This window comes from Paenibacillus selenitireducens, from assembly GCF_002021565.1.
Classification (GTDB): domain Bacteria; phylum Bacillota; class Bacilli; order Paenibacillales; family Paenibacillaceae; genus Paenibacillus_K; species Paenibacillus_K selenitireducens.
Genome location: NZ_MSZX01000005.1, coordinates 401,083 through 426,001, shown reverse-complemented (window position 1 = coordinate 426,001; position 24,919 = coordinate 401,083). Strand labels below are relative to the sequence as shown.

Here is a 24,919-nt window from a genome sequence, read left to right as displayed (position 1 = left end):
ATTTTTATAACTAAATCAATGTGTAGCCCCCGAGGATATTTTCATTTTATATGTATTTTTGTGACATCGGAAACATTTAAATTATGAATGATAGGCCGCATCAAACTCAATAATGTGATGATCTACGTCCAAAATGTAAATCTGTGAAAATCCTGCAACGCTCTCCGGACGAGCTTCATAGGGAATACCTGCCTGTTCCAACCAGGCAATTGTATCTCGATAACTCTTCACCCAAACCGCAAAATGGCTGTCCTGCGAATTGATCGGACCTTCGCGCAACGCTTCGCCATCTGGACATTCGATCAGATGAAGTTGTTGGTCGCCGATCGCATACCATGCACCTTTGGATTGAAACGGCGGTCGTGTCAATTCTTGCAACTGTAGAACCTCCGAGTAAAATTGTTTCGCTCTTGTTAAATCACGTACCGCGATACTCACATGGTGAATGTTCAAGTACTCCATCATACCATACTCCCCCTTGGCTATTTTCTCCACCTCGTCATCTCGATCATATCATCCGCTCGTAATCGCTTGCAATGGAATTTCAAGATGATTGGCTTGCACAGCCTTCCCATGGGAATGATTTCACACCTGTTGGTGCAAATTAACATTATCTTGCAATGTTAGGAGTTTCCTATGAAAGCTGGCACAAAATCCATAACCTTTTTCCAAGCCTGTATGATCCTTATTTTATCTACCGGATTACTTAACCATGTTAACATTATCCCGCTGCTTCTCCAGTGTACTGGAAATGATGGATGGATGAGTATCCTGTTGGTCCTTTGTATTGCTTTACTGTGGATACCCACCTTGCTTTATGTCCTAAATAGAAAAGGAACGAGACCCATCTATTTATGGCTGAAAGAACAATCGGGTTCCTTCATCGCTTGGGTCATTGTCGGGATTCTCATCTTGTATTTATTCTCCATCGCTTTCGTTACCTTAAAAGATACGACGAATTGGACCATGACATCTTATTTGACCAGAACACCCGTATTTATGCTAGCCTCCATCCTGACTTTATTATGTTCCTTATCAGCACTTGCCGGGATTCGATCAATTGCTATATGTGCAGGTGCTTTACTGCCTATCGTGATTATTCTCGGTTATTTTGTGATGGGGTTGAACTTTCAATATAAGGATTACAGCTTAATCACACCCCTATTCGAGAATGGATTCTACCCGATCTTAAAAGGTATCGTCTACCCTGGGGCTGGTATGGTTGAATTGTTCATGTTCCTGTTACTGCAACATCATCTCTCCACGAAAGTGAGCTATAAAGGCTTAGCAATTTTGGCTATATGCCTTGCTGGTTTGACCATAGGTCCTTATCTTGGCTCCATCGCGAACTTTGGGCGTGAAATTGCGACCGACCTTCGATTTCCGGTCTTTGAACAATGGCGGCTTGTCACGATTGGCAAGTACATTAACCATTTAGATTTTCTATCCATTTATCAGTGGTTGTCAGGCGCATTTATCCGTATCTCTCTCGCGATATTTTTCGTATATGATCTGACACCCATCCGAGGCAAACGCCCGAAATTCATTTTTTGCGTATCGGTTTCCATCGCTCTGATTCTTGCCGTACAGTTCAGTATGAGTGACATGTTGTTCATGAAGTGGCTGTATACCCTCTATTATCCAACCATCACGATAAGTATCATTGTTTTGTCTTTCATCATGTGTCTGTTGACGTGGATTCACCAGGCTAACAGGAGGATCAAATCGCATGACCAACCAAGCAACTAGTCAGGAAGATCCATTAGATAAGCTAAATCCGACTTCCGGTCTGCCGTTAACCTATGCCAATCTGAAAGAACGCTTATCCCTATGCGCGGATATTCAATACCATACGCTTGAATACGGTACGCCTGTATCCGTCATGGAAATCTGCCTTGTATGGTGTGATGGTGTGACAGATCACAAACAAATCAATCAGTTCATTATTCCTAAAATCAATGAAATGCTGCACGTCAATCCTGCGATGGAAGAGCTGGAGCACAACCCGCTTCTGGCTGTGGACTTGATGGATGCCTCCAAAGGAATCCATGAGGCGATTATGAAGGTTTTCAATGGCTATTTGCTTATTTGCCAGCCTCAAGTGAATCTATTCTATACGCTTGATATCTCGGATGCCCCAAATCGAGTACCGGAAGAATCCAGTACCGAAATTTCGATTAAAGGGCCGAAAGACGGGTTTACGGAGAGCCTCACGACCAACATCGCATTGGTTCGCAAACGTCTTAAGACAGAATCGCTTAAAATTGAAAAAAGCATCATGGGGAAACGCTCGCAGACCAATATTGCCTTATTGTATTTGGAGGATGTCGCGAACAAAAACATGATCGAAACCGTGAAACAGCGCTTATCCCAAATTAATTTAGATTCGATCGTGAGCAGTTCTCAGCTAGGAGAAGCCATCGGGGATTCGAAATACTCCTTATTCCCATTGTTAGATTATATCGGGAGACCGGATTATGTCGTACAGGCTTTGGTTCGCGGGAGATTCTCGATTATCGTGGACACCGTCCCGATGGTATTGATTGGCCCATCCGAACTTTTATTGGAGCTTAAGTCACCGGAAGATGTCCATTTTCCGTATTTCTTCGTGACATTTCAACGATTGATGCGTGTGATAGGGCTGATCATTTCCATTTTCATTCCTGGATTCTGGTTAGCATTATGTTCTTTCAACGTAGAACAACTTCCACTGCCGATGCTCGCCACCGTGACGAATGCTCGATTAGGGCTTCCGTTCACTGCAGCCATGGAGTTAATCCTGATGTTGGGACTGTTCGAGATTTTCCGTGAAGCAGGGGCTCGCTTGCCCAGAGCCGTCGGACAAACCGTCGCTGTCGTAGGGGGATTAATCGTGGGAGATGCAGCCATCCGAGCTGGGCTGGGTTCGCCAACGATGTTAGTCGTTGCGGCCGTCAATGCGGTTGCTACATTCACATTGGTAAATCAATCCTTAAGCGGAACCGTAAGTATTCTTAAATTTGGAGTACTTCTGATGGCTAATTTTTTTGGCATGTTTGGATTCTTCATCTCCATGCTAGGAATTTTGCTGTACCTGTCCACTTTGGAATCCTTTGGCATTCCCTATCTATCCCCCATCTCACCGCCGTCCTTCCGCGATATGGTCAAATCGATTGCGGCGTTGCCACCTTTTCAAAATAGTAAACGTCCGCATTATATTCATCCTATGGACGAGACACGGCAAGGAGATGAGCAATGATGTACGCGAAACAGGTAAAAAGCTTGTTCATGATATGCCTTTTCTTGTTTCTGACTATTGCCTTGACAGGATGCTGGGACAAGAAAAACATTCAAGATATTAACTATGTTGCGGCGCTCGGTATCGATTATGTAGATAACAAATATATTGTCTATTCACAATCCCTGGATTTTACGAATGTCGCCAGACAAGATACGACCAAATCTAAAGAACATGTTCCCGTATGGCTAGGCCGGGGTGAAGGAGTTACGCTAGACGCGGCTGTGAATGATATTTATACCGCTTCACAGCTGCCCATCATTTGGGAACATATTGGCGCCATTGTCTTCCATGAGCGATCTATGAAACAAGATCTCCGGAAAATGATCGATACGATGCTGCGATATCACGAGATTCGATTTACGCCTTGGGTGTTCGGCACGCGGAGCAATATGAAAGAACTGTTCGCAGCACCCAATGCGTTCAATTTATCACCGTTAAATTCCATCCTCCATCAACCGCAAGATGTCTATACTCAGCAATCTTATATTCATCCCATCTCTTTAAGGGAAATGTTCATTCATTTGCTACGACCAGGATCCACGCTCTTGCTTCCCTCCATTTCGATCAATCATCATCAATGGTTTGAAGATACCAAACCGACGGATCAATATGAAATGGATGGCATCTTTGCGATCGAAAAAAACCATTTCCATGGATGGTGGGGCAAAAAAGATATCACGGGACTGCGGTGGAACTTCCAGAATGTTATACACACCGCGCTTCAAATCGAACCGCATCAGAAGCCTGTGGCCATGCTGTCTCTGAACGTGCCCGCTAGTAAGATCATCGTGAAGATACAAGGGCAACGCCCAAAGATCACGCTGCGCTTGAACATAGATGGTTCTATTGATGAAACGCTGACAGATATGCTGCCACACCAAATGGAGAAGCTTGCTGAACAAAAAATTCGCAAAGAAGTTCAAACCACGTTCCGTGACGGTGTTCAGAAAAACGTAGATTTATTTTCCATTCGCAAAGAGATTTACCGCCAACATGTGAACTATTGGAAAAGTCATCAACAAGGCCAGGGTATCCCATTAAGCCTAGACATGCTCGATCAAGTCGATATCAAAGTATCTCTGAAGCATGCGGGGATGATGAAGCTAAGGAAATAATTAAATTATTTCCCAGGCGAGCGCAAGATTCGATGCGTTCCGCTCCGATTGGACAAGAGGTGTACCTTCTTCGTCATTTTGGATCGATATTTGCCGCTACTTACGTACCTAAGGATGAGTCTCCTGCAACAAAAGAAAGACTTTTGGCGGATATTCCATCAGGGAAGCCCGCCAAAAGCCTTTTCTATAATCGTCGTTTTTCTTTCTAATTTCTTTATTGCCCCATAATTTGCTGTGCCATCGCCGAAAGGTCTACAATATCCAATTTCCCATCCTGATTGAAATCATACATCTGGAGATCTGACCAATCACTAGCAGCAGATGTTGCGCCATAACGTGCCGCAATCAAGGCTAAATCGCCAATGCTTGCTTTTGTATTGATGGATGCTTTGAAGACGTGAATCGCTGCTTGCATACTGTCTACTGCCTGATCCACCTGCGCTTGCGATGCCGAAGATAAATTCTCCACACGTATTGCAGATTGGATCGCCGTCGCGAAGGCGTCTATGGCAGCTTGTGGGTAATACCCCCATCTCTTATCGCTGATTTTAGCAGCTTGTTTCAAGCCTTCCGCCTGGGCAATGGTTGCTCGAAGACTAGATTTATCTACGACAGGTACATTGATATGGACATTATATGTTGATAATGACTTCAATGAAGCCTCATTTCCCGCCGCATCTGCGATCATTGCATCCGTGGCATAGACCGAGGTAGATACACTCTCTGTCGCAGACTTCACTTGAAAATGCAGCTTAACTACATCCATCGACCCTGTGATCATCTGGTCTGGGTCTGTTCTTGCTTGAATCAAGCGAACTTTCCCCGCTGTCGCCTCAGAACTTGCAACGATCTGGAAGCCTTCTATCGCGGGAGCAGCATCCACATATTTCAGCTTCGCAGGGTCATAATTCACCATAACTTCGTGCGCATACACGCTTGTAGCGACATTGGCCATCCCGTAGATCAATTCCAATTCACTTTCGGGACTTATGGAAGCGGGGCCTGTGATCCGTGCGCCCTCTCTTGTCGCTGCATCCTCATCTACAATCATAATCCAACTTATTTGAGGATCTGGACTAGAGGGTACGGCTCTCCTCACTGTAATATCGAGTTTCCCTGTCGTGACATTCATATTCTTGTAGGACAAAACATCATACGCATCCGTGAAGGCATATCCGCTGGTTTTGATATCCCCATTTATCAGGATATTGGCTTTGCGAGTTCCTTTGGTATATTGATACCAAGGATCGTACATCCCTAAGTAGACGGTGTAATGACCGTTATCGATTGTATCGAATGTATAGGTGATGTCATCTCCTGAATTTGAGAGCAAATATCGTAATGAGCTGAACATATTGCCATCTGCTCCGCCTGATGTATTTGTACCATTTCCCATGTAACCCCAGGTATGGCCTTGCGCAGGATCATACTTTTGATCAATTGCTTGCTTATTCACAAGCGAATCTTGCATATAGGATGACCATAACTTATAGTCCGCGGTTGCCGCGCCGCCCGCATGAACCAAATATTGGACATGTTCCGGAATGACGTGAATCGATGTACGAATTTCTTTTCTGCCTAATTCGGTTAAGAGCCCTGTGACAAATACCGTACCTGGTTTATCAAAATCAGAAGCTTTGATCGTCCAACTCACAGGCGTACTGAGTACGGTACCATCTGCTTGAGTAACCGATAGCATATTCGGTAAGGCTGGCGTTTCGCCGACAGCTACCTTCTCAGGTAACTTCGTATTAACGGTTATTTTGCCCATCCCATCAAGAAGTCCTAGATTCCATGTATCATACCATTTCAACAGAATCTCATCCTGCTGCCCGAATTCAATCGGCAACCAAATGTATCTTGAATCCTTCAAATCACTGGATTTCCAGCGATCCCCCATGAAAATGAATTTCCCCTTAGCAGGATCGACTGGAATAACATACGTACTTTGAGAATCGAACGTCGTGGAAGCTTGTGACCCCACGGAAGGATCGCGCATCGCCTTCCATTCGCCGAAGATATTGTCGGCAACCGTATACGCTGCGCGGTTAGGTGCCCATCCTGTTGCTCCCGACGTAATGAGATAATATTTGCCTTGATATTTGAACATTGCAGGTGCTTCGCGCTGTGCTCCAGGGAACACCCGGATATAATCCTTGCCGTATTCTGCTTTGTACGTCGTATCTCTCGCTTCGTTGCCGTCCTTATGCCATCCGACCACATCGGTGTAAGCTTCATTAAGTTTCGAAATATAGATCGTCATGTTCTCTTCGCTGGAATAGATGAGATAGGCCGTCCCATCATCATCCTTGAACAGATTCATGTCCCTAGCCATCCCCGGTTGATTGGGTTGACCGTCGTAATCCGCTCCCGGCGGAACGCGATCCATACGATGGCTAACTTGATAGACGAACGGGCCTGTAGGCGAATCGCTTAGTGCATAACCCGCTTCAGCCTTCGCATAATTGGCATTGGAAGTTTCGGAGGGACCATCGGTATGCATCCACATAACGTATTTCTTGGTTTTGTCATTATAAATGACCTTAGGTCGTTCGATGATTCGCTGTGTACCGATATCATTAAAAATATCAGCTCGATCCGTTCTACCCGCGTACAACTCAGCAATAAGCGGGTCAGAATCAAATTGATCCATGGATTCGATGGCCGTCAGCGCAAGACCTTCATCCTTCCAATTATAGAGATCTGTCGAGGAATAGACGCGAACCCCTCTTGCGGGAAGGTATCCATTTGTTTTATCTTCCCCGTACCAAAAATAGGTTTTCGATGCTGCATCATAGAGAATCCCGCCGCCATGCGCTTGAATCGGAGCTCCACTCGTATCCGTCCACACCGATCCCGGCGTAAATGAATCATATGACGTTGCTAAGATTAGCCCCGCCATTGCCGCATCCAATTCATCCATTGCTTCACGGAGTTCGGATTGAAGCTGGGCAATATCTTTTCCTTCTTCGTTCACCTGCTTAACAAGAGTTTGCGCGGTCGAAATCACCTTTTTCAGTTGATCTACACTATATTGGGTATACTTCGGATTGTTCGCTTCAGCTTGGGCGACCGCAATCTTTGCTTCGAGTACTGAAATCGGCAGGATGACACTTTTGCGCACCAACAGATAATTCACTAATGGATCATTATAGTTCGTTAGCGCTGCGGTTGCCGGTCCTTGGATGCGAACGTTTAACATGCCGTCGTCCACACGAATGTTACGGTAGGTAACTTCTTTTTCCACATTATAACTGCCAATGTCATAATCACCACCAGACACATTGTTACCTTCTAAAAGAATATTAACGCTTCGGCCACTCCATGGATTTTTAAAACCAATGGTAACATCATAATCACCGGATGTCGGGAGCTCAAATTTGTAAGCAAGGGCCTTATCTCTCACTTGTTCGCCCGAGTAATACCGAAGAGATCCTTTTTTGTTCGTTGGATCGGATACACTAGTTTTACTCGTCGTCGTTTCCAGCCCCCACCTCTTACCCGTTACGCCATCAGGACCGAATACTTGCTCTGTCACGCTGTTATACAACCCCATTTTATCCGTACCTTCGAGCGTATTCGGTGTTGGATCACCCGCATTGACGAAATAAAGAATGTAGTCGTTATCCTTCAACTGCTGCTCCGTAACATCTTCATCCCCTGCTGCAGCTGCAAATGAGGATAAGGGGAACAACGATAAAACAGTGAGAAGTGCAATCATCCAAGCTTGACTTCGGATAGAATTTAATGTCATTAATGAATAATCCTCCTGTTTTCAATGGATTGTTTTTATGTAGATCACTAACGATACGTTCTTATCGATAACCTCCTTTCCTAGGGATTCATGAAAGCCTTCCCATGATTTATCGTAGCGAGCAGACCTGAAGATTCCTATTGGACATATCTTGCTAACATGGAGATTTCACAGGTTCTTTGTATGAACAAATGTAATATGATTGTAAAATTGTTACTATTAGCATAAAAAAATCCCCTGAAGCCTTAGCTCCAGAGGATTTCATGACATCCAGCGAATCATCAGTTGATGATCATAGGATTGTCCTTTATAAGTGAATGCATCTTTTTCCACATCATACAATTCAAATCCGAACTGCTGATATACATGGATGGCCGCTTCATTATGCGACATGACGCCAAGCGTGACCGCAGTTAGATCTTTCATTTCTTGTAACGCATCTAACATCGCCTCAATCAACTGCTTGCCGATTCCTAAATTCTGATAAGATGCTTGAACGTACAATCCCCATAGATTTCCATGGTTCATGATGTTCTTGGATACGGGTGCTTTGCGAAAACCGACCATTCCTATCAATTGCTCGGATTCTCCCCATGCGCCAAGGATAAACTGATCCTCCGAAGCGGGATACGTCTTCTTGAACTCATCGAGCTTACGATCCGTCATCTCTTCATAAGAGGAGAAGAACATCGTAGGATGCTCACGAATCGATTGTAAGCGAAGCGCCCATAGGGTATCAGCATCCTCAACCGTTAACTTTCGTATCGTGAATATCTTCATGCTGATAACCCTCTTCTATGGAGAACGTTTGGGCAGCAGCTTCACGTATTCATCCGATAATTTCATATAGTTCATGACGTAGTCATAGTCCTTCTTAAATGGCGTGATATCCGCAATAGGCTCGAAGGTTTTTAAGGAAATCGCCTTGCCATCCTCAAACCCTTTGCCAGGAATGAACAGAATATCATCGGTGAAGAAGGTTCCTGTCGGCATATAATACCGCATACCGAACACATTGTGATCAATATTTAAGAGATCATGACCAAAGGCGGTAAAATGCTCATCCTTCAATGAAATTCCCATAAGGTTCGCTACCGTAGGCATAATATCTAGCTGTCCGCCGACACGATCAACGACTTTGCCTTCCTTTAACCCAGGTACGTGGATCAAAAGAGGAATATTGAATCGGCTGATATGTTCATTGTATTTGATGCCTAATTCATTGCTTAATTCTGTAGGATCATTGTCCTGCGGCTGCAGACCGAAGTGATCTCCATACAGAACCATAACCGTATTGTCCCACATGCCTTTTGCCTTTAATTGATCGATTAAGGTTCCAATCGCATAATCCGTATAATGAACGGCGTGGAGGTATTCACCAATCTGCTTCCCTTGCATACTCTCTGGCAAATTCAAGGTTTTGGCCTGATCTGGTACGGCAAATGGAAAGTGGCTTGACACCGTGACAAACTGCGCATAGAACGGCTGATTTTTCGCATCCAATTCGGACAATTTCTCCATACCCACTCGATATAATTCTTTGTCCGATGCGCCAAACTCATTAAAATGATCGTTCGTATAGAACGGCTTGTCATAATAATGATCAAAATTTAGGGCAGGATATAACCGAATCCGATCCCAGAATTTCACGTCGTTCACATGGAACGTATTCGCCACGTAATTATTCTTCTGAAGCAATCGCGGTAAGCTCGGAAGCTCCCGATCTCCGTACCCCGTTGACATGGCAATTGTGCCGGTAGGATAAATCGAGGTATTCGACATGAACTCCGCGTCCGATGTATTCCCTTGACCAATTTGCTGATACACATTTGGGAAATATAAGCCTTCTTTTGCTAAGTTGTTGAGTACAGGCGTTACTTCCTGATTATTAATCTTTAAATTGATCGGGAAATTCTGAAAAGCTTCCATCTGAATCACGATCAAATTTTTGCCTTTGGCTTGGCCGAAATAAACGGGCTGCACCGGTTTACCCGTGCTTGCTGCTTGATCTTGATAAGCGAACGTAGATTGTAGATCTTGGATCTTCTTCACCGTCTCTTGCAAGCTGCCATCTGCAACGGCTTTATTCTCTTCGCGCGCCTTTAATCCGGCTGCTACTTGATAATTGAGATACCCCATCGTCTCGGCTTTGACAAGCTCATTGTCAATCGATTGGTGCACGAGAATCGTTCTTCCGGATAGGAAAAGACTCATAACCGTCACAACGGCGATGCCAATCTTCCAAGCTCGCGTTGTTGCTGTACGGTTCGGTTTCTTCCGAATACGCAGCAGCCAAATAACGAACATGATGACCACATCCAAGAAATACACATAATAAATGGGACGGATTGTCGATTTCACGCTATCCCCGATTTGTGCAACTTGATGGAGCGCCGTTAACGCGGTATATGTGGGAACGTAACCAAAGTGGTCAAAATACAGCGTTGAAGCAAATAACATGAACGACATCACGAAGCCCAATATCCAATAGGCATATCGCTTCGAGCGTCCTGGGAATACTAGCTCAAAAATCCCTACGATCGCTAAAGCAGCAAATGCATCTGTCGCCAATTCTCGAATCGTCATGCCATGAAAATAAAAGTAACGAAGCAAGCCTAATTTCAGAAAAGCACAGATAAAGGCCCAAAAGAATATGGGGACAGTAACTCTTCTCGTATTCACCATATCCCTCCTTTTCTACTAAAAACCACAATAATTTTGATAGGTGCAGAATACATTCAACTAGTATATCAGCTTTGATAGATTCGTTCCATCCGAAATCCTTCCAAAACAAGAAGACTCTTCGTCATCTCCCATTTCAAGAGATCGAAGAGTCTTAGATAAACCTGAGCATTACGCCATCGCTAGAAGTTGTTTATAGACAGACGCGGCCTGAGGCACTTCACTTGTGCCGTGTACCAGCGCTCTACCATCCGCAAATAAAACAATCCGTAAATCTTCCATAATTGCGCTTAGTAGAAAAGAATTGGATGCTTCCACTTGGATACGCCTTTGGTGGTTCGAACGAATCCTGTCTACGAGTTCTGTCATATTCAGCTTCATGGAGGTATGAGGCCGTATATGTACGGTATCCCGTCCACATAATACAGCAGCTTTTTCCTGCGTCACCGTTTCATGGCGATGTAAAAAAGGATACGTGGCATGCGGCCCACAGGATGTGCATGTCTCCTTCTTCATTGCTTGAATATCGATTCGCGAGAATTGATTGGCCCACAGATCAAATGAGATCAATTTGCGGTGTAATGCGTCCATATGCCCTGTCAAAATCTTCAGCGCTTCAGCCGTCTGATTCGCGACAACCATTTGCACCGCAGGGGCAATGATTCCATCGATATCACAGCTTTCGCCACCGCCAGGGATTATTTCCATCATGCAGCTAAGGCAAGGCGTGTCTCCCGGCAATATCGTATACGAGATACCATAACTTCCGACACATGCGCCATAAATCCAAGGGATCCGATGTTTCTGAGCTGCATCATTGATTACGAATCGTGTATCGAAATTATCGCACGCATCCAGGATCACATCGACACCGGGGATTAAGGATTCCAACTCATCCCCTCGGACATCAAGTACATGGGCATGAATCTTCACTTCGCTATTGATCTGCTGCAAATGCTGCTGGACAGCGATGGCCTTGGGCAGGTGTTCCCGAACATCATCTTCCGTGTAGAGCTGCTGCCGCTGCAGATTGCTCCATTCTACATAATCACGATCCACGAGTGTAACTTGACCGACACCGGCTCTCACCAATGCTTCTGCGCTTGCACTTCCGAGTGCGCCAGCTCCTACGATAAGAACATGCTTGCGAGCAAGCTGCTGTTGACCGGTCCAGCCTATCGGCTTGAATCGTGCTTGTCTTGAATATCTTTCATTAGATGCATGCTCGCTGTGTTCTTCATTCATGTGGTAACCATTCCTTCAGTGGGGCTGCTGGCCGTCGCATATCGTTTGGCAGGGATTCGACCCGCTTCATAACCTAATCTTCCCGCTTCAATGGCTAAATTCATTGCCTGAGCCATCTGTACCGGATGCTTCGCGCCAGAGACCGCCGTATTTAATAAGACACCGTCCGCGCCTAACTCCATGGCATATGCGGCATGGGACGGACTTCCGATACCTGCATCGACGATGACAGGTACCGTGGCTTGCTCAATGATAAAGCTTAAATGCAAGGGATTCAATATCCCTTGACCCGAACCTATAGGCGAAGCTCCCGGCATCACCGCATGCACGCCCAATTGCTGAAGCCGCTTGGCTAGCAATACATCATCTGAGATGTAAGGCAACACGATAAAGCCTTCTTCCAGCAAGATTTCGCAAGCTTTCACCGTTTCTAGCGGATCAGGCAATAAGGTCAATGGGTCTCCAATCACTTCCACTTTTATCATATCACATAACCCTGAAGCTTTGGCTAGTCTAGCAATGCGTACAGCTTCCTCTGCCGTTGATGCACCTGCAGTATTGGGAAGCAGCGTGTATTTCTCCAAATCAAGCATTTCTAAAAAATTCGGCTGATGCGGTTCAAAAATGTTCATACGCCGCACAGCGAACGTTAAAATTTCCGTCTCCGAAATCTGCACTGCTTCTTTCTGGATTTCAAAATTTGGAAACTTACCGGTACCCAGTAATAATCGGGATTGAAATGAATGCGGTCCAATGCGTAACATGCAACGTTCCCTCCATCCTTCTGGTAAATTGAAAAATTGACGTTATTATTGATAGATTTTACTGCCCGACGCTTTGAATTCATCGGATTTCTCCTGCAAGCCCTTCGCAGCGTAGTCACGAATATCTTGTGTAATGCGCATACTGCAGAACTTCGGTCCGCACATCGAGCAGAAGTGTGCTGTCTTCGCACCTTCCGCAGGCAAGGTCTCGTCATGATACTCCAATGCCCGTTCTGGATCTAAGGACAAATGAAACTGATCACGCCAACGGAATTCAAATCGTGCTTTGGATAATGCATTATCGCGCTCTTGCGCCCCAGGGTGGCCTTTCGCGAGATCTGCGGCATGTGCCGCGATTTTATAAGCGATCACGCCTTCGCGAACATCGTTTTTATTGGGCAACCCCAAGTGCTCCTTCGGTGTCACATAACAGAGCATGGCCGTGCCGAACCAACCAATCATCGCCGCGCCGATCGCAGACGTAATATGGTCATAACCTGGCGCAATATCTGTTGTTAATGGACCGAGCGTATAGAATGGCGCCTCTTGGCAAATTTCCATTTGACGATCCACGTTTTCTTTGATCATATGCATCGGGACATGCCCAGGACCTTCGATCATCACTTGGACATCATGCTTCCATGCGATCTTCGTCAGTTCGCCCAACGTATCCAGCTCCGCGAACTGTGATTCGTCATTCGCATCTTGGATACTGCCCGGACGTAGTCCATCCCCCAAGGAGAAAGCCACATCGTACGTCTTCATGATCTCGCAGATTTCTTCGAAATGCGTGTACAAGAAATTCTCTTCATGATGGGCAAGGCACCACGCTGCCATGATCGAGCCGCCTCGAGACACGATACCCGTTAGCCGATTCGCCGTGAGCGGGATGTAACGCAGTAATACACCCGCATGAATCGTGAAATAACTGACGCCTTGCTCCGCTTGTTCAATCAAGGTATCGCGATACACTTCCCAGGACAGATCTTCCGCTTTGCCGTTTACTTTCTCCAAAGCTTGATACAATGGGACAGTGCCAATCGGCACAGGCGAGTTACGAATGATCCATTCACGCGTGGTATGGATGTTCTTCCCAGTGGATAGATCCATGACGGTATCCGCACCCCAGCGCGTAGCCCAAGTCATTTTCTCCACTTCTTCGTCAATCGAAGAGGATACCGCGGAATTTCCGATATTGGCGTTGATTTTCACCAAGAAATTCCGCCCGATAATCATCGGTTCGCTCTCCGGATGATTGATATTTGAAGGGATAATCGCTCTCCCGCTTGCCACTTCGCTCCGGACGAATTCTGCTGATACATTTTCGCGAATCGCAATATACTCCATCTCGGATGTGATGATACCGCGTCGTGCATAGTGCATCTGCGTGACATTCGCGCCAGGGTTCGCCCGCAGCGGCCGCCGATTCAGCCCGGGAAAAATCGCCGCCTGTTCCTTGGACTCCATAGAGCGCAATCCATTATCCTCCGGTTTCACGTCACGCCCCTCATAGAACTCCACATCACCACGTTCGATAATCCAAGGAAGTCGATTCGGTGCAAGTCCTTGTTCATAATTCGTATGTATGGCTTCATCGGTATAAGGTCCGCTTGTATCATAGACACGAATCGGCTCGTTGATCTCAACCCCTTGGGCGTTTTCTGTCGGACTTAACGTGATCTCGCGCATGGGAACTTGAATATCCTCACGGGAACCCTTTACATAAACCTTTTGACTGTTTGGAAAATTAGACATCTTTCATCACCCTCCACCTACAAAATGTACAAGCTCAATACGAACGCCTTCTTGCAATGTATAACTCGCATAGAGATCCTTATCTACAATGTGATGCTCCACTTCTACAACCACGATTTTGTTCGATAATCCAAAATGCTCCAGCAAATGACGAACCGTCACAATACGATCGGGAACCTCCACCGATTGACCATTCACGATATACTTCATGTCTCTACACCCCAGTAATGAGTTCTTCTTTAACCCTTTGTTGCTTCGGAAGAGCTGGAATGGCAAAAGGTGTAAGATCCGCGGCAGGTGGCTTTCCTTCGATGAGATCCGCCATTAACATGCCTGTTATCGGACTTAACAAGATGCCGTTCCGATAATGTCCTGAAGCAATAAATGCATGCTTCAACATCGGATGCTCCCCTAAGTAAGGCAATCCGCTAGGGGTCTGCGGTCTCAACCCGCTCCACGCACGACTGAACTCTGCCGATCGAATCGAAGGGATCAATTCTTCAGCCGCTTGAATCAAGGCAGCGATGCCTCCGATGCTTACCTTGCGATCATACGAGTGAGGATGTACGGTGGCGCCGATGAAGATCTCGCCATTCGATTTAGGCACCAGATAACAACCGTCGGTATAAATTGTACGGCGCAATAATGGCTTCATGGATTTTACCGCGATACATTCGCCCTTCACAGGAAACAATGGAACATGCAGTCCATTTTTGCTGAGCAGCTCTTGGGTCCACATGCTGGAGGCTACGATGACATTGCTGCATGGAATCACCTCACCCTGCAAGCGGACCCCGGTGACACAACCATGATCTTCGATGATCTCCTGCACCTCAGCAAATTCCTGAAATACGGCACCATATGATGCAGCAGCTTGCGCATAGGCTAGCGTTAATTGGGATGCATAGACTTGACCATCCTGCGGAAAGTACAATGCCCCGTGAATGGATGGAGATAATCCTGACTCCAGTTCAAGCGCTTGTTCCGGCGATAGCCACTGGGCTTCCTCTCCTAACCCCACATGCTGCGACGCCATGTTCTGGTAGGTCAAGACGTCTTCAGGAGTTCGAGCCACACGTAACAACCCGTGATGGACGAACCCGATATCAACGCCGCTGCATGCCTTTAATTCTTCTGCTAAAGCTGGGAATAAAGATCGGCTCTGACGAGCTAAATCAAATAATGGCCGTGAATCCATAAATTCGGCTTGGGCCGCTAACATGCCCGCAGCTGCGCTTGAAGCTTCTGCACCGATCTGATTCTTGTCGTATACCCGTGTAGATATGCCTCTCCGGGCTAATTGATACGCGATAGAACAACCGATCACGCCAGCACCGATGATGACCACATCAACCGTACGTTGCATATATCTACCTTCTTTCGTTTAACTTTTCGGCATATTGACGCACACGCCCCACAGGATCATGAGCTTTCATTACGCCACTGAGGACGGCGATGCCTTGCGCACCGTGTTGAAGGATTTCCGTGACCTTTTCCGGTTGAATCCCACCGATCGCAATGACAGGGATGGAGACAACGTTAGCAACCGCTTGAAGCTGTGCTAACCCGCGGGAAGGAATGCCTGGCTTGGATGGACTGTCATAAATATGTCCATAGAACATATAATCCGCACCGTCGTTTGCCGCTTGCTTCGCCTCTGCTACAGAATGGACGGAACAACCAATGCGCAACGCATGCGACAGCGCAGCGACTTCCTTAACAGGGAGACTGTGGTGAGCTAAATGAACGCCACCGATCCTTGTTGCCCAAGCGACATCCAAGCGATCATTCACGTAAATTTTGTGTGCAGGTATGCCGCGATGCAGAAGTTCCTGAACGCAATCCCTTAGTTCCCTAGCGGTACGCCGTTTTTCGCGAATATGAATCGCATGCACATCTGGATGAATCGCAGCCGCAATACGGGTGAACTGGGCTAATGGCATATCTCCAGTTGAAATGACATGTAATTCACGCACATCCACATCTCCATTCCGCAACGCAAAAAAACCACTTTCCCATAGAAAAGTGGTTGTTCAAGCTCCATAAATAAATCATCCATCACGATGAAGCCATTCTCAACACTTCCCTACGCTGGTATGATCCAGATCAGGTTCGAAGGGTCCGGAAACTTCCGTCTCAGCCCGTACGGGCTCCCCTAGTGCATTGCGTATTAAGTTATTTACAATATAGCATAATGTTTTCTAGATGGGTAGGAAAAATTTAGTGAACCTTGCCTAACCCATGCAATATCTTCACCGAGACATGCACATCAACTTCATTTTCTCGTAATGTCGGTCCCATTGATTCGTATTTCAGCCTACATAACTATTATTTTGTTAACATAATAATTATTATGTACACTAATTACGAGAACTGATGCTCAAAGGAATCTTACTGGACACTTTGTCCATCGCCATTTTCATCTGTTTGTTATCAATATGCGTATAGATTTGCGTCGTTTCAATACTGGAATGGCCTAGCAGCTCTTGCAATGTTCGTATATCCGTTCCACTCCGAATTTGCATCGTTGCAAAGGAATGCCGCAACTTATGACTCGACAACTTCAGCCCATTCAAAGCAGGCATCTTCTGCTGCAAGACCTCAAACGTCTGATCCGCCACGGTCTGAATCATGCGGACTGACAACCTTCTTCCGAACTGGGAAATGAAAAACCCCTGCTCCTTGCTTTGCTTCGGCTCTATACGTTCATCCAGGGATCGGATCAGCACCTGATGCATGGATTCCGGAAGCGGGATGACCCGCCATTTCCGCCCTTTACCCAAAATATGTATAGATCCGTCTTGATGCAAATCTTGGATATTCATGCGGTGAATTTCTCCCACCCGTAGACCCGCAAACGCCATAAGCAATAAGATCGCCATATTCCGATGCTGATACTTTCCTGCAATGGATTGGAAGAAGGATTCTAATTGATCTTCCTCCAAATAGGTCGGGATCCGATTTTTTTCTTGTTTGGATTTGGCAATCAGAGCTGCTGGATTAATCTGGATATGTTCCATTTCGTTCAAGGCTTTGAAAAAAGCCCGCAAGGATGACAATTTACGATTCCTCGCTTCATCTCCTGCTCCACGTTCACGGCGGTCAGACAAAAACCGCATCACATCGATTTTGCCAAGCTTCGCAATTTCATTCGGATAGATCATATGCAAGAAGCTTCTTGTATCACTCAAGTAAGCTTGCTGTGTCGCTTTGGTCATCCCTTGATTTTTCATCCATATCGAGAACAGCTCAACTTCCATGTCATAGGTATCTATGATTTCATGTTGTGTCGTTAACACCCAATATCCCCCCACAAAAGTCAATTTACTCCGTTAACTATTCATATCATTGCCTATAATCATACTAGATTAGGCTATTTAAACGCAAATTGCATGAAATATGTATTTCACGCAATTTATTTAACCCCATTAATGCGTTATTTTCAAAGATTTTTCTGAAAAAGTGCGGGATGAGGTTGACAATTCTTTGCGTTTCACGTTAAGATGTGTTCGAACATGAATATGTCCTCGTTAGGTGAGGCTCCTATGCAAACATAGGCCACTGCCCAGAAATATCGAAAGATACCAATGGGTAGACCAGGAATTGTCGGATTAAGGCTTTTCATAAGGTGGCTAAGAGAATGAACTTTTCACTCTTTACGTTGCATAGTGCTAAAACTGGACTAGGGGGAATCGTTTTTTTCGCTGCGAACGTATGCCCCCTGGGACCAAACCCTGGGGGCTTTCATATGTATGTACAAAGGGGGGATACTGGAAATGGACAGTAGTAGGGATCGAATACGACAATGGAATGAATTAGATGAAACTGTGCTTTCTAGGAAAAGTGTATTCCCATCGAACGGTATGCCTACAGTGTATCAACATCCAAATCCAGGGCTTTATTTCCCTATGGGCTTGATTTGTTATGCCAAGATACATATCGGATGATTTGACGATGGAATCATCACGCTCTCCTCAAGCAGAGGAGAGCTTTTTTTATGCTTAAAAGGAGGTTTTTACGATGAAATGGAACGGATTTATCCCAATGAGTAACAAACAAAAATTTGGTTGGGCCGATATTACGGTCATACTCGTCTTATTATCTGTCTTATATTTAACTGCTCATTTTGGCGAAGGGATGCAAGTCCCTTTCACTGCGCAGCATGAACCAAGCATTAGTCTCGATCCATCCATGCTGCCCTATTATGCTGGACGCTCCTTACTCCGCATGTTCATAGCTTTTGGCGCTTCCCTATTGTTCACCTTTATTTATGGTCGCATAGCGGCCTATAATCGTACAGCTGAGAAGATCATGATTCCCGCAATTGATATTCTACAATCTGTGCCGGTACTTGGTTTCCTCTCGGCTACTGTCTTAATGTTTATGGCATTATTTCCAGGCAGTCTTCTCGGTGTAGAGTTCGCCTCGATCTTCGCTATTTTTACCGGGCAAGTATGGAATATGACATTCAGTTTTTATCACGCTGTAAAATCCATTCCCCGTCCTCTCGCCGAAGCCGCGGACATTCAACGCCTCAGCGGCTGGTCTCGTTTCACTAAACTTGAAGTGCCGTACTCCATGATCGGACTTGTGTGGAACAGCATGATGTCCTTTGGAGGCGGTTGGTTCTTTCTTGCAGCGAGTGAATCCATCAGTGTTCTGAATCAGGATATCCAATTACCGGGAATCGGCTCGTATATGGCAATGGCCGCGGATCACGGAAATATTCCCGCTATAATCTATTCGATTATAACAATGATCATCATGATCATCCTTGTCGACCAGCTATTCTGGCGTCCCATTGTCGCTTGGTCGCAGAAGTTTAAGAACGAACAGACGGAAGCGAATGAAGTGCCGAAATCATGGGCGTTCAATATTTTGAAGCGAGCTCACTTCATTCAATATATTCAGCAGCAAATAAGCACCTTCCTCCATGATACGAAGATAAAAATTCAAAAAAAGAGTAGAACGATTCATTGGCCACAACCACCGGCTATCGTGTCCAAAGGCATTACGTGGTTGATTTGGGCAATCGTACTGGGGTTCGTATCCATCTATGTCTATCAAGCGGTCTATGAAATTGTTCAACTCAGTTGGCATGAATTGCTTGATGTCCTAGTACTCGGTCTCCTTACAGCTTTCCGTGTATTCGTATCCACCCTACTTGCGGTGATATGGACCGTACCTGTGGGCGTGATGATCGGTTTGAATCCCAAATTTTCACGGATTGCCCAACCCATTATTCAAGTACTAGCTTCATTCCCAGCGAACATGGCTTTCCCATTGTTTATCATTCTATATCTTAAATTCGGCATTTCCATGAATATCGGATCGATTCCATTAATGATGTTAGGCACACAATGGTATATCTTATTCAACGTCATAGCCGGTGCCATGGCCATTCCATCCGATTTGAAGGAAGCTTCGACCATTCTAGGCTTAACACGATGGCAATATTGGAAAAAGTTAATTTTACCCAGCATTTTCCCCTTCCTCATTACAGGGTGCATCACCGCTAGTGGCGGGGCATGGAATGCAAGTATTGTTTCGGAGATTGTCTCGTGGAAAACCGACGTTCTAGAGGCTCCTGGCCTAGGTTCTTATATCGCCCAAGCAACGACGCATGGAGATTGGCCGCAGATTATCTGGGGAATTATCGTCATGTGTATCATGGTTGTTGTCCTAAACCGGTTGATGTGGCGCAAATTATACGCGATTTCGGAGAAAAAATTCAAATTAGATTGAGGTGCAGCACGATGAAAAATACATTGATCAAACTACAACAAATTTGCAAGGGTTATGATCTACCGAATGGAACACATATGAATGTCTTAGAAGATATCGATCTTAACATCCATGAAGGTGAATTCGTATCGATCCTTGGACCCTCAGGGTCAGGAAAATCGACGCTGTTGCGGATTATCGCTGGTCTAATCCCTCCTACTCGAGGAAAAGTCTTGTATAACGGGCAGACAATTGAAGGAACGAACCCGGGGGTAGGTATGGTATTCCAGTCCTTTGCCCTATTCCCTTGGCTCACGGTGCTTGAGAACGTCAAGTTAGGACTAGAAAACAAACCATGGACGGAAGCTGAGAAAATGCGTAAAGCGCTCTCGATCATCGACATGGTAGGTCTTGACGGATTTGAGGGTGCCTATCCGAAGGAATTGTCAGGCGGTATGAAACAACGTGTTGGGATCGGGCGCGCGCTCGTCATGGAACCTGATATCCTGCTGATGGATGAACCCTTCTCCGCGTTGGACGTCCTAACAGCAGAAAACCTGAAACGAGATTTGCTCGAGTTATGGACCGAGAAAAAAATCCCAACGAAAGCGATCATTATGGTTACACACAGTATCGAAGAAGCTGTATATATGTCCGATCGTGCGATTATTCTATCACGAGACCCCGCATGCGTTACTGCGGATATTTCCATTCGCATGCCGCACTGGCGCGATAAACAAGACTCAGCCTTCTCTTCGTTAGTCGATCGGATCTATTCGATTCTCACGAAGAAACGGGAACCCCAACAGCAGGAGCACATCGAGGAGCAGAAACGAAAGATGGAGAAGGTGCCTGAAGTTTATGCAGGGGCATTAACGGGTTTCATCGAATTGATTGAAGACCTTGGGAACAGCGTTGATCTCTATAAATTAGCCGAGCAATTAAACCTTACGTTGGAGGATTTCTTACCTATTGTAGAGGCGGCTCAAATGCTTGGATTTGCGACGATTCACCATGGTGATATTGCCTTAACAGATACAGGCGCGGAATTTGCGATAGCCCGTGTGCTGGATCGTAAAGAAATATTCCGAACCCAAGTTGTCACGCATGTGCCAATGATGGAGAAAATCACTTGGATTCTGGAATCCAAGTCGAACAACAAAATGGCGCGTGAATTTTTCCTTGAAGTTTTTGAGAAACATTACGGATCAGAAGAAGCTGAACATCAGTTAGATATCATCATTGATTGGGGGAGATATGCCGAATTGTTCGCTTACAACGAACAGGCTAAGTATCTCTATCTGGAGCAAGATGCTTCGAATCCTTTAACCGATATGTAGACGATCGACATCAACTATTGGTGTCATCTTGCAGATTGCGGAGTCCAGAAAGCACAAAAGAAGTCTACCTTCTATCCGAAGGTAGACTTCCTATTTTCCACGCATTAATTAGATGGTACAATCCCGCGCTTCACCTTACGTTCGATCATTCCTAGACGAATGAATAGCGCAATGGCTCCAAGTGCTAAGCCAGTTATTAGACCAATCCAGAATCCATAAGCCTCTAGACTTGTGAATCTAGCAAGGACAAATCCTACCGGTAACCCAATGACCCAATATGAGCACAAGGCAATGATAAAGACACTATTAACATCTTTATATCCACGCAGCGTACCTTGGATGGGAGCGGCGATGGCATCCGATAGTTGGAAGAATATCGCATAGATCAGGAACGTTTCAGTCATTGTTTTGACCGTTGGATCAATGGTATACAATCCGGCTACGTTGGTACGGAACATCACGAGGAACACCGCACACACACATGCCAAACCGATCGCCGTAATGATCCCTAATCTCGCATATTTCTTCGCGTCTTCATATCGTTTGGCTCCAACCTCAAAACCTATTAATATCGTTAATGACATCGCAATACTTAGCGGCAGCATATACAATAAGGAGGCAAAATTCAACGCGGATTGATGCGACGCAATCGTAATCGTATCATACCCACTCATTAACAAAGTAACAATAGAGAAGACACTCACTTCGAAAAAGATCGATAACCCAATGGGTAACCCAATGCGCAATACTTCTTTCCATTCGGAGAACTTAATACTCTCAAATTTTTGAAATAACCCGAGTTCTTGCATCACACTATTTCGTTTCACGAACACGATTGCTACAGCCAAGATAATAAAATACGTTGATGCCGTTGCCACCCCTGCACCCACACCGCCTAACCGCGGGAACCCAAATTTACCGAAGATAAGCAAGTAATTTAATAGCACATTCACCGGGAAGGATAGCAAGGTAATGAACATGGTTACGCGGGTCATCCCTAGGCCGTCAATGGTAGCACGAATGACTGTATAAATGAATAAGGGTACAACACCTATGCCGATGGCATGAAGGAATGATTTCGCTACGCGAGCAACCTCTGCCTCTAAATTCATCGAATCGATTAAGGGATTAACAGCAAAAAATCCAACGATGACAATCCCTACACCCACAATCGCAGATAAGTAGGCCGCCTGCGTCACGCTGGACGCCATACGATGGCGCTCTTTCGCTCCGATATATTGAGCCACAATCGGCGTTACAGCGAGGAATATCCCGCTAAATCCGGTATACACAGGTACCCAATAGCTTACAGCAACCGCAACCCCTGCTAGATTCTCCTTATTAAAATTTCCCGACATCACCGTATCAAAAAAACTCATACATTGTAACGCTACCTGGGTGACAAAAATCGGGAGCAAGATGACAAGCAACTGCCTAAACTTCTGTTTTGTAGAAAACGTTTGTATCATATTCTCTCTCTCAACCTTTCTAGATGACTACCTATCTCAGTGTAATCGCAAATATTTTAAAAAGATACCTCGGAAGGGTGTTTTTTGTCGAAAATTGCAGGGAATCACGGTAAAAAAGTATCATAACTGCACCAATGTGTTCCCGTCTACAACTAAAGTTGTAGGTTCCATCGTTCATAGGTAGCATGTATACAGCTTGGAATTTCATACCATATTCTGACGATCTCACATCGATTTTCTATTATAATGAAATTAATTATTCGAGATCATTTAGGAGGAATATAGGTATGAATATCGTAATCATCGCCGGAAGCAATCGTAAATCTGCGACTAGTACACACCTTGCGGAATATATAGCTAAATTAATCCGTCAAAGAAATCATCAAGTGACATGGATCGATTTGTACCATTCCCCTCTCCCGTTCTATTCCTCAGATCAGTCCTATGCTGAAATTGCCGCAGTAACGGATTTCAAGCATGCGATTCTTCAAGCGGACGCTGTCGTTCTGGCATCCCCAGAATATCATGGTAGTATTTCAGGCGTCCTGAAGAATGCTTTGGATTTCGTGTCGAAAGATCATTTCAGTGGGAAAGCCGTATTGTCCATTAGTTCAGCAGGCGGCGCTGTCGGCATAAGTTCGTTGCAGCAGCTTCAAGCGATTGTTAGAAATCTTCATGGTATTAACGCACCTGAATGGATCTCAATCGGCGGATCACAGCGGAAGTCGTTCGAAGCAAGTCTGGACGTATATGAAGTAAGTCAAGATATCGACGATCGGATACATCGGGCATTAGGCGCCTTCTTGGAACTGGCGCGGTTGGTTCGTGGTTAGGGTGTTCCAGCACAGTAAACGACACCGCTGATCTGCAAGAGAATGCCATTGCCAACATAACTCCCGTGTAGTATACTATCCCTAACTTTATATGTGAAGTTCCCTAGGGTTCCGTAATCGCATGCCGTGATTAGTCTGGTCCGAGGGGGAACGAATGGTTCTATGAACCATTGAGACACGGAGGGACAAAAGCCCGGGAGATATCGAAATTCGATATCCCTCGGGCTTTTTTATTTTCTCGCACCCAACAGGGAAACATATAGAGCAAACTTATATTTGGAGCGTGAATCAAGAATGAACAATTGGTTAAAAGTCGGTTTAGGAGCTGTGTTTGAAGTCATGTGGGTCATCGGTTTGAAGCATGCCAATACAACGTGGGAATGGATTGGCACGATCATTGCCATTTATATTAGCTTCCATGTCATCATCTCAGCTTCCCGTCACCTGCCTGTCGGAACGGTATATGCGGTATTTGTCGGATTAGGAACCGCAGGTACTGTCCTATCTGAGATTATTTTCTTTGGCGAAGCTTTTAAAACAGGTAAGATTCTGCTTGTCGTCCTTCTTCTTGCGGGTGTTGTTGGATTGAAGCTCGTTACGGGCAGCAAGAAATCCGAAAGGAGTGAAGCGTAATGGCATGGCTGTTGCTTGTATTGGCAGGGTGCTGTGAAACCCTGGGTGTATCCATGATTAATAAATTGAATAAAGATAAAAAATGGAGCTCTTTATTATTCCTTATCGTGTCCTTCGGACTTAGTTTTCTCTTCCTCTCTATTTCCATGAAAACTTTACCGATGGGAACGGCCTATGCCATCTGGACCGGAATCGGTGCCTCTGGCGGTGCTTTTGTAGGTATGTTCTTCTTCGGTGAATCGAAAGATTGGAAACGCATTGTCTGTATTGCGATCGTACTTGGCTCAGCAGTGGGCTTGAAATTAATATCCTAATCATCTTCACG

20 protein-coding genes and 3 riboswitches are annotated in these 24,919 nt (G+C 45.4%); of the genes, 8 read left to right on the top strand and 12 right to left on the bottom strand.

Annotated features, from left to right (window positions below):
* Positions 1-81: 81 nt before the first annotated feature.
* On the bottom strand, positions 82-465 hold the full coding sequence (locus BVG16_RS15210) for a VOC family protein (protein WP_078499517.1): 384 nt from the start codon (positions 463-465) through the stop codon (positions 82-84).
* Positions 466-636: 171 nt separating this feature from the next.
* On the opposite strand from BVG16_RS15210, the gene BVG16_RS15205 reads away from it, so the two are divergent.
* From BVG16_RS15205 to BVG16_RS15195, 3 genes are read left to right on the top strand one after another with little or no spacing between them, the layout of a single operon-like run.
* Positions 637-1,749 (top strand): endospore germination permease, encoded by a 1,113-nt coding sequence (locus BVG16_RS15205; protein WP_078499516.1) that lies wholly within the window; start codon positions 637-639, stop codon positions 1,747-1,749.
* Entirely contained in the window at positions 1,730-3,238 is a 1,509-nt protein-coding gene (locus BVG16_RS15200; protein WP_078499515.1) for a spore germination protein, read from the top strand. Before BVG16_RS15205 ends, BVG16_RS15200 begins: the two co-directional genes overlap by 20 nt.
* Complete coding sequence (locus tag BVG16_RS15195) at positions 3,235-4,395, top strand: Ger(x)C family spore germination protein (RefSeq protein ID WP_078499514.1); 1,161 nt, start codon at positions 3,235-3,237, stop codon at positions 4,393-4,395. Before BVG16_RS15200 ends, BVG16_RS15195 begins: the two co-directional genes overlap by 4 nt.
* A 214-nt stretch (positions 4,396-4,609) precedes the next feature.
* Here BVG16_RS15195 and BVG16_RS15190 read toward each other — a convergent pair whose 3' ends face one another.
* The 10 genes from BVG16_RS15190 to BVG16_RS15145 form a co-directional block, all read right to left on the bottom strand.
* Positions 4,610-8,149 carry a family 43 glycosylhydrolase gene (locus tag BVG16_RS15190; protein WP_144027393.1) on the bottom strand — a complete coding sequence of 1,180 codons (3,540 nt, stop codon included), beginning with the start codon at positions 8,147-8,149 and terminating at the stop codon, positions 4,610-4,612.
* Positions 8,150-8,410: 261 nt separating this feature from the next.
* Positions 8,411-8,929, bottom strand: coding sequence for a GNAT family N-acetyltransferase (locus tag BVG16_RS15185; RefSeq protein ID WP_078499513.1), 519 nt, complete (start codon positions 8,927-8,929; stop codon positions 8,411-8,413).
* A 15-nt stretch (positions 8,930-8,944) separates the two neighbouring features.
* Positions 8,945-10,834 carry an LTA synthase family protein gene (locus BVG16_RS15180; protein WP_078499512.1) on the bottom strand — a complete coding sequence of 630 codons (1,890 nt, stop codon included), beginning with the start codon at positions 10,832-10,834 and terminating at the stop codon, positions 8,945-8,947.
* 168 nt (positions 10,835-11,002) lie between these two features.
* Complete coding sequence (locus BVG16_RS15175) at positions 11,003-12,076, bottom strand: ThiF family adenylyltransferase (protein ID WP_078499511.1); 1,074 nt, start codon at positions 12,074-12,076, stop codon at positions 11,003-11,005.
* Complete coding sequence (locus tag BVG16_RS15170; protein ID WP_078499510.1) at positions 12,073-12,840, bottom strand: thiazole synthase; 768 nt, start codon at positions 12,838-12,840, stop codon at positions 12,073-12,075. The genes BVG16_RS15175 and BVG16_RS15170 overlap by 4 nt, the downstream gene beginning before the upstream one ends.
* A gap of 45 nt (positions 12,841-12,885) precedes the next feature.
* Entirely contained in the window at positions 12,886-14,595 is a 1,710-nt protein-coding gene (gene thiC, locus BVG16_RS15165) for a phosphomethylpyrimidine synthase ThiC (RefSeq protein WP_078499509.1), read from the bottom strand.
* Between the two features lie 6 nt (positions 14,596-14,601).
* A complete protein-coding gene (thiS, locus tag BVG16_RS15160; protein ID WP_078499508.1) occupies positions 14,602-14,805 on the bottom strand; it encodes a sulfur carrier protein ThiS in 204 nt (67 codons plus the stop codon).
* A gap of 4 nt (positions 14,806-14,809) precedes the next feature.
* On the bottom strand, positions 14,810-15,961 hold the full coding sequence (gene thiO / locus BVG16_RS15155; protein ID WP_078499507.1) for a glycine oxidase ThiO: 1,152 nt from the start codon (positions 15,959-15,961) through the stop codon (positions 14,810-14,812).
* Positions 15,962-15,965: 4 nt separating this feature from the next.
* Positions 15,966-16,571, bottom strand: coding sequence for a thiamine phosphate synthase (locus BVG16_RS15150; protein WP_332888786.1), 606 nt, complete (start codon positions 16,569-16,571; stop codon positions 15,966-15,968).
* 90 nt (positions 16,572-16,661) lie between these two features.
* Positions 16,662-16,762: riboswitch (TPP riboswitch) on the bottom strand.
* Positions 16,763-16,955: 193 nt separating this feature from the next.
* On the bottom strand, positions 16,956-17,894 hold the full coding sequence (locus tag BVG16_RS15145; RefSeq protein WP_078499506.1) for a tyrosine-type recombinase/integrase: 939 nt from the start codon (positions 17,892-17,894) through the stop codon (positions 16,956-16,958).
* Between the two features lie 220 nt (positions 17,895-18,114).
* Positions 18,115-18,292, top strand: a riboswitch (M-box (ykoK) riboswitch).
* A gap of 323 nt (positions 18,293-18,615) precedes the next feature.
* Between BVG16_RS15145 and BVG16_RS15140 the strand changes: the two genes are divergently transcribed.
* Together BVG16_RS15140 and BVG16_RS15135 are read left to right on the top strand one after the other, a co-directional pair.
* Positions 18,616-20,340 (top strand): ABC transporter permease, encoded by a 1,725-nt coding sequence (locus tag BVG16_RS15140; protein ID WP_078499505.1) that lies wholly within the window; start codon positions 18,616-18,618, stop codon positions 20,338-20,340.
* A gap of 11 nt (positions 20,341-20,351) precedes the next feature.
* Complete coding sequence (locus BVG16_RS15135) at positions 20,352-21,659, top strand: ABC transporter ATP-binding protein (protein WP_078499504.1); 1,308 nt, start codon at positions 20,352-20,354, stop codon at positions 21,657-21,659.
* A 104-nt stretch (positions 21,660-21,763) separates the two neighbouring features.
* On the opposite strand, the gene BVG16_RS15130 is transcribed toward BVG16_RS15135, so the two are convergent.
* On the bottom strand, positions 21,764-23,128 hold the full coding sequence (locus BVG16_RS15130) for an MATE family efflux transporter (RefSeq protein ID WP_078499503.1): 1,365 nt from the start codon (positions 23,126-23,128) through the stop codon (positions 21,764-21,766).
* 287 nt (positions 23,129-23,415) lie between these two features.
* Between BVG16_RS15130 and BVG16_RS15125 the strand changes: the two genes are divergently transcribed.
* From BVG16_RS15125 to BVG16_RS15115, 3 genes are all read left to right on the top strand, one after another.
* Positions 23,416-23,961 (top strand): NADPH-dependent FMN reductase, encoded by a 546-nt coding sequence (locus tag BVG16_RS15125; RefSeq protein ID WP_078499502.1) that lies wholly within the window; start codon positions 23,416-23,418, stop codon positions 23,959-23,961.
* A 92-nt stretch (positions 23,962-24,053) separates the two neighbouring features.
* A riboswitch (guanidine-I (ykkC/yxkD leader) is annotated at positions 24,054-24,163 on the top strand.
* Between the two features lie 92 nt (positions 24,164-24,255).
* On the top strand, positions 24,256-24,594 hold the full coding sequence (locus BVG16_RS15120) for a DMT family transporter (RefSeq protein ID WP_078499501.1): 339 nt from the start codon (positions 24,256-24,258) through the stop codon (positions 24,592-24,594).
* Entirely contained in the window at positions 24,594-24,908 is a 315-nt protein-coding gene (locus tag BVG16_RS15115) for a DMT family transporter (RefSeq protein WP_078499500.1), read from the top strand. Before BVG16_RS15120 ends, BVG16_RS15115 begins: the two co-directional genes overlap by 1 nt.
* The last annotated feature ends 11 nt before the right edge of the window (positions 24,909-24,919 follow it).